Origin of the sequence: Streptomyces sp. NPDC101227, assembly GCF_044767545.1 — a bacterium.
GTDB lineage: Bacteria > Actinomycetota > Actinomycetes > Streptomycetales > Streptomycetaceae > Streptomyces.
Genome location: NZ_JBIWOD010000003.1, coordinates 355,222 through 369,100 on the forward strand (window position 1 = coordinate 355,222; position 13,879 = coordinate 369,100).

At 71.6% G+C, this 13,879-nt stretch carries 14 protein-coding genes; 5 read left to right on the forward strand and 9 right to left on the reverse strand.

Annotated features, from left to right (window positions below; all coding sequences use genetic code 11):
* Positions 1-148 precede the first annotated feature (148 nt).
* Positions 149-1,531 (forward strand): glycine--tRNA ligase, encoded by a 1,383-nt coding sequence (locus ACIRPT_RS08395; protein ID WP_403506765.1) that lies wholly within the window; start codon positions 149-151, stop codon positions 1,529-1,531.
* A gap of 235 nt (positions 1,532-1,766) precedes the next feature.
* Here the strand turns inward: ACIRPT_RS08395 and ACIRPT_RS08400 are convergent, their stop codons facing one another.
* Positions 1,767-2,759, reverse strand: coding sequence for a hypothetical protein (locus tag ACIRPT_RS08400; RefSeq protein WP_403824079.1), 993 nt, complete (start codon positions 2,757-2,759; stop codon positions 1,767-1,769).
* A gap of 57 nt (positions 2,760-2,816) precedes the next feature.
* Positions 2,817-3,257: a hypothetical protein gene (locus ACIRPT_RS08405; RefSeq protein ID WP_403824082.1), complete on the reverse strand. Its 441-nt coding sequence runs from the start codon at positions 3,255-3,257 to the stop codon at positions 2,817-2,819.
* 178 nt (positions 3,258-3,435) lie between these two features.
* Here ACIRPT_RS08405 and ACIRPT_RS08410 point away from each other — a divergent pair, with 178 nt between their 5' ends.
* Both ACIRPT_RS08410 and ACIRPT_RS08415 read left to right on the forward strand, forming a co-directional pair.
* The gene (locus tag ACIRPT_RS08410; RefSeq protein WP_403824085.1) at positions 3,436-4,662 is read left to right on the forward strand and encodes a sensor histidine kinase; all 1,227 of its coding nucleotides are present in this window, start codon (positions 3,436-3,438) and stop codon (positions 4,660-4,662) included.
* Positions 4,663-4,694: 32 nt separating this feature from the next.
* On the forward strand, positions 4,695-5,339 hold the full coding sequence (locus ACIRPT_RS08415) for a response regulator (protein WP_403824628.1): 645 nt from the start codon (positions 4,695-4,697) through the stop codon (positions 5,337-5,339).
* Between the two features lie 81 nt (positions 5,340-5,420).
* Here ACIRPT_RS08415 and ACIRPT_RS08420 read toward each other — a convergent pair whose 3' ends face one another.
* From ACIRPT_RS08420 to ACIRPT_RS08435, 4 genes are all read right to left on the reverse strand, one after another.
* Complete coding sequence (locus ACIRPT_RS08420; protein WP_403824088.1) at positions 5,421-6,050, reverse strand: GNAT family N-acetyltransferase; 630 nt, start codon at positions 6,048-6,050, stop codon at positions 5,421-5,423.
* A gap of 104 nt (positions 6,051-6,154) precedes the next feature.
* A complete protein-coding gene (locus ACIRPT_RS08425; protein WP_403506780.1) occupies positions 6,155-6,736 on the reverse strand; it encodes a TetR family transcriptional regulator in 582 nt (193 codons plus the stop codon).
* A 223-nt stretch (positions 6,737-6,959) separates the two neighbouring features.
* The gene (locus tag ACIRPT_RS08430) at positions 6,960-7,964 is read right to left on the reverse strand and encodes an aldo/keto reductase (protein WP_403824092.1); all 1,005 of its coding nucleotides are present in this window, start codon (positions 7,962-7,964) and stop codon (positions 6,960-6,962) included.
* A gap of 154 nt (positions 7,965-8,118) precedes the next feature.
* The gene (locus tag ACIRPT_RS08435) at positions 8,119-9,573 is read right to left on the reverse strand and encodes an MFS transporter (protein WP_403824095.1); all 1,455 of its coding nucleotides are present in this window, start codon (positions 9,571-9,573) and stop codon (positions 8,119-8,121) included.
* Positions 9,574-9,674: 101 nt separating this feature from the next.
* On the opposite strand from ACIRPT_RS08435, the gene ACIRPT_RS08440 reads away from it, so the two are divergent.
* Positions 9,675-10,604: a helix-turn-helix transcriptional regulator gene (locus ACIRPT_RS08440; RefSeq protein WP_403824098.1), complete on the forward strand. Its 930-nt coding sequence runs from the start codon at positions 9,675-9,677 to the stop codon at positions 10,602-10,604.
* A gap of 101 nt (positions 10,605-10,705) precedes the next feature.
* Here ACIRPT_RS08440 and ACIRPT_RS08445 read toward each other — a convergent pair whose 3' ends face one another.
* Positions 10,706-11,443 (reverse strand): SDR family oxidoreductase, encoded by a 738-nt coding sequence (locus tag ACIRPT_RS08445; protein WP_403824101.1) that lies wholly within the window; start codon positions 11,441-11,443, stop codon positions 10,706-10,708.
* A 200-nt stretch (positions 11,444-11,643) separates the two neighbouring features.
* On the opposite strand from ACIRPT_RS08445, the gene ACIRPT_RS08450 reads away from it, so the two are divergent.
* Complete coding sequence (locus ACIRPT_RS08450; protein ID WP_403824104.1) at positions 11,644-12,444, forward strand: helix-turn-helix transcriptional regulator; 801 nt, start codon at positions 11,644-11,646, stop codon at positions 12,442-12,444.
* 65 nt (positions 12,445-12,509) lie between these two features.
* On the opposite strand, the gene ACIRPT_RS08455 is transcribed toward ACIRPT_RS08450, so the two are convergent.
* Both ACIRPT_RS08455 and ACIRPT_RS08460 read right to left on the reverse strand, forming a co-directional pair.
* On the reverse strand, positions 12,510-13,112 hold the full coding sequence (locus ACIRPT_RS08455) for a hypothetical protein (protein WP_403824107.1): 603 nt from the start codon (positions 13,110-13,112) through the stop codon (positions 12,510-12,512).
* A 90-nt stretch (positions 13,113-13,202) separates the two neighbouring features.
* On the reverse strand, positions 13,203-13,826 hold the full coding sequence (locus ACIRPT_RS08460) for a histidine phosphatase family protein (protein WP_403824110.1): 624 nt from the start codon (positions 13,824-13,826) through the stop codon (positions 13,203-13,205).
* Between the last annotated feature and the right edge of the window lie 53 nt (positions 13,827-13,879).

Sequence of the window (13,879 nt, forward strand, 5' to 3'; positions counted from 1 at the left end):
CAGACAGTGGCCAGGTATCGATTTGATCCGGGGGGCATGACCGCCGGTACCCTGAGCTATTCGCCCGCCCGCCTCCGGATCACCACCCCCCGCGGAGGCGCTGGGCGCCGCCCTATTCATCGTTCGTCGTCGTAATGAAGAGAGCACCGTGGCCGCCGACAAGATCGATACCATCGTCAGCCTGAGCAAGCGCCGTGGCTTCGTCTACCCCTGCAGTGAGATCTACGGCGGCTCCCGGGCTGCCTGGGATTACGGTCCGCTGGGCGTCGAGCTCAAGGAGAACATCAAGCGCCAGTGGTGGCGCGCCATGGTCACCTCGCGTGAAGACGTCGTCGGTATCGACTCCTCCGTGATCCTGGCTCCCGAGGTCTGGCAGGCGTCCGGCCACGTCGCTACCTTCACCGACCCGCTCACCGAGTGCACCTCCTGCCACAAGCGCTTCCGCGCCGACCACCTGGAGGAGGCGTACGAGGCCAAGCACGGCAAGCTCCCCGAGAACGGCCTCGCCGACATCAACTGCCCGCACTGCGGCAACAAGGGCGGCTTCACCGAGCCCAAGCAGTTCTCCGGTCTGCTCTCAACCCACCTCGGCCCGTCCCAGGACACCGCCTCGGTCGCCTACCTGCGCCCCGAGACCGCCCAGGGCATCTTCACCAACTTCGCCCAGGTCCAGCAGACCTCGCGCAAGAAGCCCCCGTTCGGCATCGCGCAGATGGGCAAGTCCTTCCGGAACGAGATCACTCCGGGCAACTTCATCTTCCGCACCCGCGAGTTCGAGCAGATGGAGATGGAGTTCTTCGTCAAGCCGGGCGAGGACGACCAGTGGCAGGAATACTGGATGGAGCAGCGGTGGAACTGGTACCGCGACCTCGGTATCCGCGAGGAGAACATCCGCTGGTACGAGCACCCCGCCGAGAAGCTGTCCCACTACTCCAAGCGGACCGCTGACATCGAGTACCGCTTCAACTTCGGCGGCACCGAGTTCTCCGAACTCGAGGGCGTGGCCAACCGCACGGACTTCGACCTCACCGCTCACTCCAAGGCCTCCGGCCAGGACCTCTCCTACTTCGACCAGGAGGCCGGCGAGCGCTACACCCCGTACGTCATCGAGCCCGCGGCCGGTGTGAACCGCGCGATGCTCGCCTTCATGCTCGACGCGTACACCGAGGACGAGGCCCCCAACGCCAAGGGCAAGATGGAGAAGCGCACGGTCATGCGCCTCGACCCGCGCCTGGCGCCGGTCAAGGTCGCGGTCCTGCCGCTGTCGCGCAACCCGCAGCTCTCCCCGAAGGCCAAGGGGCTCGCCACCGACCTGCGCAAGAACTGGAACATCGACTTCGATGACGCGGGCGCCATCGGCCGCCGCTACCGTCGTCAGGACGAGATCGGCACGCCGTTCTGCGTCACCGTCGACTTCGACACCCTCGACGACAACGCCGTCACGGTGCGCGAGCGCGACACGATGAAGCAGGAGCGGGTCAGCCTGGACCAGATCCAGTCGTACCTGGGCGGGCGTCTGCTCGGCTGCTAGCTCCTTGCGGGGGCGCCGCGGCCGGATGGGCGCGGGCGATGCTCCCGCTCGGTGACCACCTCAGGCGCCGGTCGGGCTCGGATCTTTCGGGCCCGGCCGGCGCTTTTGTGCGTGCCGGCGGCCCGGCCGGGGTGCGTCGTCGGACGGTTGTGCGCAGATGGCGGGGGCGGTGGGCCGTGGTGCTCGGAGCGGTCAGGCGTGGTGTTCGATGCGTCAGCCGTGGTGCTCGGAGCGGTCAGGCGTGGTGTTCGGTGTCGCCGTAGAAGCGCCAACGGCCGTACCAGCGGATCGGGAGGCCGGCGGGGAGCGGGTTGCGGAGGGCGGGCAGGGGGATCTTCGACCAGTCGATGGCCCGACCGCCGTCCGGTGTCCGTGTCAGCGCCGCGCGCACATCGACGCCCAACAGCTCGCCGGGCGACGGCTCCGGTGTCTCCCCGGGCAGCCAGGTCCGTAGCGCGAAGTCCCCGGCCGGGCCCGTGCCGATGCCGATGCCGGTGCCGATGCCGATGCCGGTGCCGGTGGCGGTGGCGGTGGCGGACGGCCAGGCGTCGAGCTGGTCCTCCGCGGCCCGCCGTATCGCGGCGCGGTCGCTCGACAGCCACTCCGCGCTCCGGGTGCCCCCGCTCGGCCCGACGGGCCGGGTCCGCTCCAAGTGGTAGAAGCCGTACGGCTGGAGAGCGCGGCGGCCGGGTACGGGACAGGGCAGCTTGAGCCCCTCTTCGAGGACCTCCGCGCGGGCCCCGGCGATGACGTCCTGGGGGTCGAGTCGGAAGGCGTCGACGTATGCGGCAACCGCCGCCTCGGCATCGCCGAGCCACTCCAGGGCGCAGGCGAGGGAGAAGGCGGCGATGTTGTCCTCGGTGCGGAGGGCGAGGGCGCGCCGGGCCGCCCCTACGACCTCGGTGGCCAGGGCGCGGCCGGTGGCGTCAGCGTCGGCCAGGCGGACGGGGGCGGCGCGCCAGTGGCCGGAGTGATCCACCGGCTCGTCCAGATGGGCGCGCAGCTTGCCGAGGGCGAGGAAGACCAGAAGGGTGGCGGGGGAGGTGTCGTCCGGGGCGGCCCGCCGGAGGGCGGCGCAGTGCATCCGTATCTCCGCCTCCAGCTCCGTCAGCGCCGCGTCCTCCGGTGGCTCGTGCGCGGCGCCTTCCCAGTAGAACTGGAGGGCCAGGCCTGCCGGTTCGCGTGCGGACTCGCTGACCGCGACGGTGTCCGTGCCCACGGTGTCCATGCCCCGAAGGTAACTCCCGGCACTGACAAGCGGCCCGCTGTCCAGGGCGGTTGACGGTCAGTGGCCGGCGCGCACAGCCTTCGCCGGGCGCGCCGCCAGTGTCCCGCACAGCGCCGCCAGCGGCAGCTCCGCGCCGATCGCCATGGCTATCGCGGTGGCCAGTTCCGTACCGGGGGCGGCCGTCGCCATGTCGATGCAGGCGTCGGCCAGGAGGAGGACGGCCGCGGCCGCCGCGGGGGCGCGGTATCGGGCGTCGCCGCGCAGGAGGCGGGTGCCGGCGGCCAGCAGGCAGGCGGCCTCGAGGGCGTCCAGGGCGACCCAGGCCGCCGCCTCGGCGGGCGGCAGGGTGCCGGCGAGGTAGCCGAGCCAGGGCAGGAGGAGGAGTCCGGCGCCGGTGAGGATCCGGCCCTGCCGGCGGCGGGAGGGGGCGATCCGCGCGGCCGCACGGGTGAGTGAACTGCCTTCCGCAGCAGGGGTGTTGAACGCGATGAGCGCCATGGAATGTGCCTCTTTCGGCTGTCGCGAACCCGGCCGTCGGGTTCGAGATCAACACTCCATTTCGCGGCGGCCACAGTCAGTAACGCCGCTTTCCGACCTGGGGTGGCACTGGCTACACCCCCGTTCCGGGCAGCTTCTTCATGGCTGCCGGGCACCGCGCTCGCATACCGTTGTGATCATGACCATTTCACCCCGGCTGCGACGCGCTGCGGTGCGGCTGCGGCGCGACATCCTCTTCATCGCCGCCGGAGTGCCGCTGCACCTCGTGACCGCCGCGCTCTTCTACTGGCTCGTGGTGCTCCTCGGCGACATCGTGCACGGCGACGACGACCCCACCACGCTCATCGTGCCGGTGCCGGTCGTCCTCGTGCTGTCCTCCAACTACGTGCTGACCCAGGCCCAGCGCTGGCGCTTCCGGCAGCTGTGCGGCATCGACATGCCCCGGCCGGGGAAAGGGCATGCGCGTCAGCAGTACCGCTACCACTGTCTGGCCGCGCCGCTGCTGGGCGCGCTCGAAGCGCTGGTGGTGGGGCTGCTGGTGGCCGGGCTGGTCGCGTCGCTGAGCTGTGTGTGGATCTACGCGCTGCCCTGGCAGTGGCGGATCGCGCACCTCGGCTATGCGACCCAGGTGGGGTACGTCTCCGCGGCGGGGCTGGCCGCGCTGGCGGCCGTACCGGGCCTGGCCGGGGGCCTCGTACGGCTGGAGACCCGGCTGGTGCCCACGCTGCTGGGGCGCAGCAGGGAGGAGGAGCTGACGCGGCGGGTCGAGGACCTGACCGAGAGCCGGGCGGGCGCCGTGGACGCCGCCGATGCCGAACGCCGCCGAATCGAGCGGGATCTGCATGACGGCGCCCAGCAGCGGCTGGTCTCCCTCGCCCTGAACCTGGGCCTGGCCAAGGCGACCCTGTCCGACCTGCCTCCTGCGGCGCGGGAGGTCATCGATGCGGCGCACCGCGAGGCGAAGGACGCGATCGAGGAGCTGAACAGCCTCGTCCGCGGGCTGCACCCCTCGGTCCTCGACGAACTCGGGCTGGACGCGGCGCTGTCGGGGCTGGCGGCCCGCGCCCCGTTGCCCGTACGCCTGCGGGTCGACATACCGGCGGACCTCCCGCAGCGCACCTCACCGGCCATCGAGGCGGTCGCGTACTTCGTGGTCTCCGAGGCGCTGACCAATATCGCCAAGCACGCGCGGGAGGCGACCCGCGCCGATGTGACGGTCACCCGGCTCGGCGGGATACTGCGGGTGGTGATCGCCGACGACGGTGTGGGCGGGGCCGATCCGTCCAAGGGGACCGGTCTCAAGGGGCTCGCGCAGCGGGTGGGGTCCGTGGACGGAACATTCCGGATGAGCAGCCCTGTGGGGGGCCCGACGATGATGAGCGTGGAGCTGCCGTGCCCGATGTGAGCCCGCAGAGGGAGACCGCCGTGCGGCGTGCCGTGATCGCCGAGGACTCCGTGCTGCTGCGGATCGGGCTGGTCAAGGTGCTGGAAATGGCCGGCTTCGAGGTGGCGGCGGAGGCGGGGGAGGCGCAGGGGCTGCTGGCGGCGGTCGAGGAGCACCGGCCGGACATTGCGCTGGTCGATGTCCGGATGCCGCCGGGCTTCACGGACGAGGGGGTGCGGGCCGCCCTGTCGATCCGGCAGCGGTGGCCCGGCACCTCGGTGCTGCTGCTCTCCCAGTACGTCGAGGAGCGCTACGCCGCCGATCTGCTGGCGACGAACACCAGCGGTGTGGGCTATCTCCTCAAGCAACGGGTCGCGGACGTCGAGGAGTTCATCGACGCGCTGCGGCGGGTCGCGGCGGGCGGTACGGCCCTCGACCCGCAGGTCGTCGCCCAGCTTCTGGTACGGCGCTCCAGCGATCCCCTGGAACGCCTCACCGGCCGCGAGCGCGACGTCCTGGCCCTGATGGCCGAGGGCCGGTCGAATGCGGGGATCGCCGCGCAGCTGGTGGTGAGCGAGAGCGCGGTGGCCAAGCACATCAACAACATCCTGGCCAAGCTGGACCTGCCGAAGGCGGACGCGGACCACCGGCGGGTACTGGCGGTGTTGCAGTTCCTGGGGGTCGGGGGGCGGGGGTAGACGGCAGGGCGGGGCAAAGGTGGGCAGGGCAGGGATGGGGCGGGGGTGGGGCGGATCGGTGTGGTCACGCCCCCGGAGCGGTCACAGCTCCCATGACCTGGGCCGGTCCAGCCCCTCCCACTCCTCGCGCAGCAGGGACAGCATCGCCATGTCATAGCGGCGCCCGCGGTGCAGGCACGCCGAGCGGGCCACGCCCTCCCGGACGTAGCCCGACCTGGCCAGGACGGTGAGCGCGGCGGTGTTGTCGGTGTGGGTGTCCGCCTGGAGGCGGTGCAGGGGTAGTTCGCCGAAGGCCAGGTCGGTCAGTGCGTCGAGGGCGTCGGTGCCGTGACCCTGGCCGCGGTATTGCGCGTCCAGCATCAGGTGGACCTCCGCCGTGGCGTCGGCGAAGTTCTGGTTGGCGAGGGCGATATGGCCGATCGGGGTGCCGTCGGGGAGGACCACGACGAAGTCGTCGCGGTCCGCGTCGTCGATGTCGCGCTCGATGCGTTCGCGGAGGGAGGAGAGGGGACGCGGCCAGAACCCGATCGCATGGGCGGCCGTCGGGTCGGATCGCCAGGTCCCCATCAGCTCGGTGTCATCGGCCTCGAGCGGGACGAGGCCGACTCCCCGCCCCCGCCAGGTCACCTCTCGGGTTATCTTCGCCGCCGTCTCCATCGCTGCCCCCGCTGCCGTTCCTTCCGGCGTCTCTTGCGTCGCGTTCCGGATCACGCACGGATGCTATGGGCCGGCGGGGGGCATGACCACAAGGTTTCCCAAGGAGGCTATGACGACCCCCTCACCAACCCTCCTGCCCCTCTTACCTCCCTGCCCGCCTAGGCCTGCAAACCCCGCAGGACCAGATCGCGTACGGCCTCGAAGTCGGCGGTGATGTCCGGGCGGGACCATTCGGCGGCGTAGCAGGGGTCGTGGAAGCGGCCGGTGGCGGAGAAGACGGCGTGCGCGGCGGTGGCGGGGGAGGGGGTGTGGAAGGTGCCCTGCGAGACGCCGGCTTCGATGATGGTGGACAGCTGGGATTCGAGATCGGTGACATGGCGGTCGACCACGCCGCCGCTCTCGCCGATCAACGCCATGTATGTGGCGAAGAGTTCGGGGTCGTCGCCGGCCTTGTGCCGCTTGGCCTCGAAGAGGGCGGCCAGCCAGCGGCGCAGCCGGTCGTCGGCCGGGCCCTCGTCCGTGACGATGGCGGACAGCTGCTGGCTCGTGCGGTCCAGCCAGCGCGCCGTGACCGCCTCCCGCAGCGCCGCCTTGGTGCGGAAGTGGCGGTAGACGCTGCCATGGCTCACCCCCAGGGCGCGTGCCACGTCCACGACCGTGGCCTTGGCCGGGCCGTAGCGGCGCAGCACCTCCTCGGTGGCTTCGAGGATGCGCTCGGGGGTCAGTGTCTCGGGGGCCATGGGACGGGCCGGCCTTTCGGGGGAGCGGGCGGGGACGACGGGCGGGGACGCCTGGCAGGCGCCCGATGGGCGCGTACACCGAGTACACGGCGTACACCGCATGCACGGCACCCGCCGCGTACGTCCGCATCGGGCATGCGCACGCCGGGCGCCGGCGCACCGGGTACGTGCCCGCCAGGTACTACGGACCGTACCTGGCGGCCGCGCCCGCCGTCCCGGGCGGTCATCGCTCGCTGTCCAGGTGGGCCATCTGTTCGGCCGGGTAGCGCTCGCCCGCGGCGGCGTCGGCCGGGACCGCTCGCTCGATGGAGGCCAGGTCGTCGGTGTCCAGCGTCACGTCCACGGCGCCGAGCGCCTCGGTCAGGCGGTCGCGGCGGCGGGCGCCGACCAGCGGGACGATGTCCTCACCGCGCGAGAGAACCCAGGCGATCGCGGTCTGGGCGACCGAGACGCCCTTCTGCTCCGCGATCTTGCGGAGCGCATCCACCAGATCGAGGTTGCGCTCCAGATTCTCGCCCTGGAACCGCGGCGACATTCCGCGGAAGTCGTTGGCGGCGAGCTTGCGGTCGCGGGCGAAATGGCCGCTGATCAGGCCCCGGGAGAGGACGCCGTATGCCGTGATGCCGATGCCCAGCTCGCGGGCGGTGGGCAGGATGTCGTCCTCGATGCCGCGGGAGATGAGGGAGTACTCGATCTGGAGGTCGGAGATCGGGGCGACGGCGGCGGCCCGGCGCAGGGTCTCGGCGCCGACCTCGGAGAGGCCGATATGGCGGACGTGTCCGGCCTCGACCAGCTCGGCGATGGCGCCGACGGTCTCCTCGACCGGGACGTCCGGATCGATCCGGGCGATGCGGTAGATGTCGATGTGGTCGCGGCCCAGGCGCTGGAGGGAGTACGCGGCGAAGTTCTTCACCGCGTTCGGCCGGCCGTCGTAGCCGGTGAAGCCGCCTTCGACGGTACGCAGGGCACCGAATTTGACGCTGGTCAGGGCCTTTTCGCGGGCGGCGGCGGGGGCCGTCCTGAGGGCTTCGTTGAGGAGGAGTTCGTTATGGCCCATGCCGTAGAAGTCGCCGGTGTCGAGCAGGGTGATGCCCGCTTCGAGGGCGGCGTGGATCGTGGCGATGGATTCGGTGCGGTCGGCGTCGCCGTAGAGGGCGGACATGCCCATGCAGCCGAGGCCGAGGGTGGAGGTCTGCGGGCCGGTGGTGCCAAGAGTGCGGGTCTGCACGGCGGGCTCCTGAAGGGGTGCGGGAGGGGACGGCGGCGGTCGAAGCGGAGGCCTCGGTCGGCCGGTGCACTCACTATGGCATGACGACTGACAGATTTCAATATCTGTCAGTCGTCATATGTGAGCCGGTTGTCTCCCAGCGTGTTCCCGCAGGTCAGCGCAGTGTGCGCGGCAGTCGTAGCGCGAGCACGGTCGTCCCCACGACGATCACCAGCTGAGTCAGCAGCGCGGCGAGCAGCGCATCGCGGATGCCGACCGACGGCAGCAGCGCGAGGAAGAGCGTGCCGAGGGTGGCCACGCCGAGGGCGAGACCGGACTGCTGGGTGGTGACCATGACGCCGCCGCCCACGCCCGCCTGCGCCGCCGGCAGCTCGCTCAGCACGATGCGCAGCAATATCGGCAGCACCATGCCCTGGCCCACGCCCAGCACCGCCATGCTCGGCGCGAGGCCCAGCACCGAGACGCCGGGCCAGCCCGCGTGCACGGTCAGCGCCAGGGCGATCAGCCCGGCGCCCTGGATCATCGAACCGGCGATCACCACGCGCCGCCCGAAGCGCTGCACCAGCCGCGGCCCGGCGAGCGAGGCGAAGAAGAAGGTGAGGCAGAGCGGGACGAGGGACAGGCCGGCCGCGAACGGGCCGTAATGCAGGCCGTTCTGGAGGGCCACGGCCACCACGAACATGAAGCCGCCGAAGCCGATCGAGAACGGGACGATCATGGTCAGACCGCTGCGGACCGACGGGATGCGCAGCAGGGAGGGCGGCACGAGCGGGGTGCGGCCGGCGCGTTCGGCCCGGCGCTCGAAGAGGACGAACGCCGTGGCGGCGAACGGGAAGACGGCCAGGAGGAGCCACGACCACAGCGGCCAGCCGGCCGCGCGGCCCTCGGTCAGCGGCAGCAGCAGGGTGATCAGGGTGACGGCGAGCAGCGCGGTGCCCGGTCCGTCGACCCGGCTCGGATGCGGGGAGCGGGTCTCGGGGACCGTACGGGCGGCCAGCAGCCAGGCCACGGCGGCGATCGGGACGTTCACCAGGAACACCGCGCGCCAGCCGGTGCCCGCGAGATCGGCGGAGACCAGCAGCCCGCCGAGCACCTGGCCCACCGCGCTGGAGACGCCCGCCGTCCCGCCGTACAGGCTGAGGGCCCTGGCGCGGCGCTTGCCGGTGGTCGTGGCCTGGATGGTGGCCAGCACCTGCGGCAGCAGCAGCGCGGACGCGGCGCCCTGGGCCACCCGCGCGGCCACCAGCGTCCAGGCGTCCGGGGCCAGCCCGCAGGCGAGCGAGGTCAGCCCGAAGGCGGCCAGGCCCCACAGGAACAGCCGGCGGCGGCCGACCATGTCGCCGAGCCGGCCGCCGAGGACCAGCAGCATGGCGTAGGCGACGCCGTAACCCGCCACCACCATCTCCAGCAGCGCGGGGCCCGCGTGCAGATCGCGGTCGATGGTCGGCAGCGCGACATTGACGATAAAGAAGTCGATCATCGGCAGGGCCGCGCCCAGGAGGACGGTCAGCAGGCCTGTCGGGGTCAGCAGCGGGGTGGCCGCCGGCCGGGTCCGGGCAGTCGCGGGTGGGGCTGCGGGGGCGGTGGTCGGAACTCGGGTATCGCTCACGACACCGACGATCGTGGACAGCTCAGACGGGTACCAGAGTGTTCTTATCCTGGTACCGGTGCTACCTGGCAATGGGCTGCGGCCTGCGGCACGCTGGAGGCATGAGCGGAAGCATGACCGTCGAGACGGCCCCGGTGCAGGCTGCCACACCGCAGGGCGCCCCCGCCGCCCCGCCGTACGGCGTCGCCCCGCGCGACGACGCCGCCCGCCGGGCCGAACTGGCCGCCTTTCTGCGCAGCCGGCGGGAACGGATCACACCCGAACAGGTCGGCCTGCCGCGGGGCGCCCGCCGCCGCACCCCCGGGCTTCGCCGTGAGGAGGTCGCACACCTCGGCGCCGTCGGCGTCACCTGGTACACCTGGCTCGAACAGGCCCGGGACATCCACGTATCGCCCCAGGTCCTGGACGCGGTGGCCCGCGCGCTGCTGCTGGACCGCGCCGAGCGCAGCCACCTCTTCGCACTCGCCGGAGCCGTCGACCCGCTGCGCGGCACCGAGTGCACGGGCGTGCCGCGTGCCCTGCGGCAGGTCCTGGACCAGCTCGCTCCGTTCCCGGCGGTCGTCCAGAACAGCCGGTTCGACGTCCTCGCCTACAACAGCACCTACGGGCGGCTGATGTGCGACTTCGACGAGCTGCCGGAAGAGGACCGCAACTGCATGTGGCTGGCGTTCACCAACGCCGAGTGGCGGGCGAGGACCGTCGATCTGGAGGCCTCGAAGCGGGTGATGGCCGCCAAGTTCCGGGCCGCGATGGCCGAACATGTCGCGGAACCCGCCTGGAAGGCGCTGCTCGCGCGGCTGACGGAGGCGTCGTCGGAGTTCCGCGAGATCTGGGCCCAGCACGAGGTGGTCCGCCCGGTGAGCTCCATCAAGGTCATCCGGCACCCCCAGGTGGGGATCCTCCAGCTCTCCGCCAGCAGCCTGTGGACGGGCCCCAACCCCGGGCCGAAGGTGCTGACCTACGCCCCGGCCGACGACACGACCCAGGAGCGCCTCGAACAGCTGCAGAAGCTGGTGCTCGGCGCGGGGTGAGCGGCCGGGGCCGGAGCGTCCGAGGCTCTCGCGCGGAGTCCCAACCCCCTTGCTGCGACACCGCATCGGTGTGAGCCGGCGGAGGGTCCGTGGAGCGATGCTCAACTCTGGGCGGTGGGCCGGACGACGATCTCGTTCACATCGACGGTGGCCGGCTGCTCGATCGCGAACGCGATGGCCCGCGCGATCGCCTCCGGCGGGATCGCGATCCGGTCCCGGGTTTCCATGATCCGCGCCCTGACCTGCTCGTTCGCCGATGCCTCGGCGAAGTCGGTGGCGACTGCGCCGGGCGATACGGTCGTCACCCGCAGCGCGTCACCGGCCTCCTGGCGCAGGCCTTCGCAGAGGGCGCGGACCGCGAACTTCGTAGCGGCGTAGACCGCCATCGCCGGCACGATGCGGAACGCGGCCGTGGAGGCAGTGGTGATGAAGTGACCGGTGCCCTGCGCCCGGAAGACCGGCAGCGCGGCGCCGATTCCGTGCAGCACACCCTTGATGTTGACGTCGACCATCTCGTCCCACTCGTCGACGCGCAGATCGTCGAGCGGCGAGACCGTCCCGACCCCGGCGTTGCTGACCAGCACGTCGAGCCGGCCGAACCGTTCACCCGCCAACGCGACCAGGGAGCGCAGGTCCTCCCGCCGGGTCACGTCCGTGCGGATCTGCACGGCCGCGCCACCCGCCTCCTCGATCCGGGCCACCAGATCCGCGAGGCGCTCGGACCGGCGCGCCCCCAGGACGAGCCGCGCACCGCGCTCCGCCAGCAGCAGCGCGGTCGCCTCGCCGATGCCGCTGCCGGCCCCCGTGATCGCCACGACCTTGCCGTCGATTCCCGCCATGATTTCTTCCTCCGCTTCTCGGTACCGGGTGCGGTCGGTTGCCCGAAATCCCTCCGCGCGCCAGGGCCGGGCCGACCGGCGCCGGCATGAGCCGTCCCGGCCCTCGGTGAGGGTCGCAACCCCGTTCGGCCACCAGCCTGTTGGAGATTTAGCCTGGTATCCAGAGCGCATTTATTCTGGAACCAGAGGTGCCATCCACGATGCCGAAGCAGCCGGATCAACGCCGCGAGCTGGGCGCCTTCCTGCGCACTCGCAGAGAGCGGATCACCCCCGAAGAGACGGGCCTCCCGTCGACCGGCCGACGCCGGACGCCGGGGCTCCGCCGGGAGGAGCTCGCGCTGCTCGCCGGAATCAGCGCCACTTGGTACACCTACCTGGAGCAGGGCCGGGACATCCGGGCCTCGGACCAGGTGCTCGACGCCCTCGCCTCGGCGCTGCGGCTCAGCCCGCACGAGCGCGGGCACCTCTTCCAGCTCGCCGGTCACGCGCCGGTGGCCGAGACCGGGGAACCGGAGCCGCTCGCCGCCGAGGCCGCCGCCGTACCGCTCCTGCTCCAGCCCCACCCGGCGTACATCATCGACGGCAACTACGACGTGCTCAGCCACAACCAGGCGGCCGACGAGCTGTTCGTGAACCTCACCGCGGCGGCCGGCCGGCCGGCGAACTTCGCGCGCTGGGTGTTCCTCGAACCCGCGGCCCGTGACGTCCTGGTCGACTGGGAGCCCGAGGCACGCGGCCTGCTCGCCCGGCTGCGGACGCTGGCCGGACGCCACCCCGGCGACCCCCGCTACACCCAGCTGATCGACGAACTCAACGCGGCCAGCCCGCAAGTGCGTGACTGGTGGCCGCGGTACGACGTACAGCCCCGGCACAGCGGACGAAAGCGGCTACGGTGCCCCGGAGGCGCGCCGGTCGAATTCGCCTACACCGCATTCCACCTGGCCGAACAGCCGGAACAAACGCTGGTGATCTACTCCGACGCGCGAGAACCGGCCGCCTGACCAAGCTCGTTCGGGGCGTCCCGGACGCCGAGCCACGATCGACGGCGGCCGGTCGGCCCGCCCGCCTACATCCGCGTGCAGGTGAACTCCGTACGGCTCTCGCCTTCGATATGGGCGATGTGCAAGGTGCCCTTGGCGTACGTGACCTTCAGCTTCTGGCCCGCGTCGGCGGAGCTGTCGCCAGGGGGCCGCCACGGAAGCAGCAACGACTCGGTCGGGCCGACCTTGCGGGGAACGTTCAGCGCGGCCACCTCCACCAGTTCGTCCAGGTCAGTGGGGGATTCCGGGCCCTGGATGGCCAGCTTGTCGCCCAGGAGGGCCCATTGGCCGCCCCACGAGGAATCCCGCGGGTTCTTCCCGATGGTCCAGCTGCTCGCCGTGATCTCCGCGAAGAGGGTGCCGGCCGAACCGTGCCCCGCCGGGACGACCTCGACCCGCCACTTGCCCCGCAGGAAGGCGCTCACCGCCTGCCCGACCGGACCGGCCCCCGCCCCGGGCGCGGGACCGGCGCCCCCGCCGTTGTCCCGATCCCTGCCGTTGTCCTGCTCCTTGCCGCACGCGGCGAGGAGCGACGCTCCGACACCGACGGCCAGGTACCGCAACGCGGTACGCCGGCCCACCACCCGTGTCACGGCCCGCATCTGACGTATGCCCGACATGCTGTCCATTGCCCATCCCCCGATGCCGTCGACGCAAGATCGATCCCGCAGCGTACACGTCGGACGGGTCCGCCCCTCGGATTTGGATGTGGCCGCTGCTCAGATGCGGAGACCGGGCGGGAAGCCGGTCCAGCGGAGCTCTGCGGGAAGGTGCCCCAGGTCGTTGTAGAAGAGCACGGAAGCGGGCCGGCCGGGCGCGTAGTGGATGACGGTCAGCGCGGCATTGGCGTGGTGAAGACCCATCCAACGCCACTTCGGAGCATCGAGCGCGTCCCGGACGAGCCAGCCGATGAGGAAGTTATGGGTGACGACGAGTTCGTGGCGAGGCTCGTCACCGGCAACGGGTCCGGTGAACCGTGCGAGGGCTCCCCGAGCCAGCTCCGGACCCCGTTCGCGCTCTTCCGCCGGGAACTGCGCCAGGCGGCGGAGCATCGCATCGGCCGACTCCGAAGGCAGTTCCCCCTTCTGCGGCAGGTAGGGGATGTAGTCGCCGGCCAGTTCCGACGCCTGCAGGGGAACGTCGTCGAGCTGGTCGCAGATCAGCCGCGCGGTCTGCTCCGCTCGCGGCAGCGGGCCGTGCCGGATCGCCGAGAGAGGGCTGCGCCGAAGCCGTTCACCGAGCAGTACCGCCTGACGTCGGCCGTTGTCCGTCAGCTCTGTCTCATCCGGTGAAGCCTCACCGTGTCGCGCCAGGTACAGATAGCGGGGGGCCGTCCCGGTCATGGGCGAGATCCTCTGTCAGCATCGATCTTGCGGATGCCGGGAGGGACGCGGAC

Coding starts and splice junctions, on each gene's coding strand:
- ACIRPT_RS08400 (WP_403824079.1), bottom strand. CDS start 2,759: ATGGACACCGTGGGCACGGACACCGTCGCGGTCAGCGAGTCCGCACGC.
- ACIRPT_RS08405 (WP_403824082.1), bottom strand. CDS start 3,257: ATGGCGCTCATCGCGTTCAACACCCCTGCTGCGGAAGGCAGTTCACTC.
- ACIRPT_RS08410 (WP_403824085.1), top strand. CDS start 3,436: ATGACCATTTCACCCCGGCTGCGACGCGCTGCGGTGCGGCTGCGGCGC.
- ACIRPT_RS08425 (WP_403506780.1), bottom strand. CDS start 6,736: ATGGCCCCCGAGACACTGACCCCCGAGCGCATCCTCGAAGCCACCGAG.
- ACIRPT_RS08440 (WP_403824098.1), top strand. CDS start 9,675: ATGAGCGGAAGCATGACCGTCGAGACGGCCCCGGTGCAGGCTGCCACA.
- ACIRPT_RS08445 (WP_403824101.1), bottom strand. CDS start 11,443: ATGGCGGGAATCGACGGCAAGGTCGTGGCGATCACGGGGGCCGGCAGC.
- ACIRPT_RS08450 (WP_403824104.1), top strand. CDS start 11,644: ATGCCGAAGCAGCCGGATCAACGCCGCGAGCTGGGCGCCTTCCTGCGC.
- ACIRPT_RS08455 (WP_403824107.1), bottom strand. CDS start 13,112: ATGGACAGCATGTCGGGCATACGTCAGATGCGGGCCGTGACACGGGTG.
- ACIRPT_RS08460 (WP_403824110.1), bottom strand. CDS start 13,826: ATGACCGGGACGGCCCCCCGCTATCTGTACCTGGCGCGACACGGTGAG.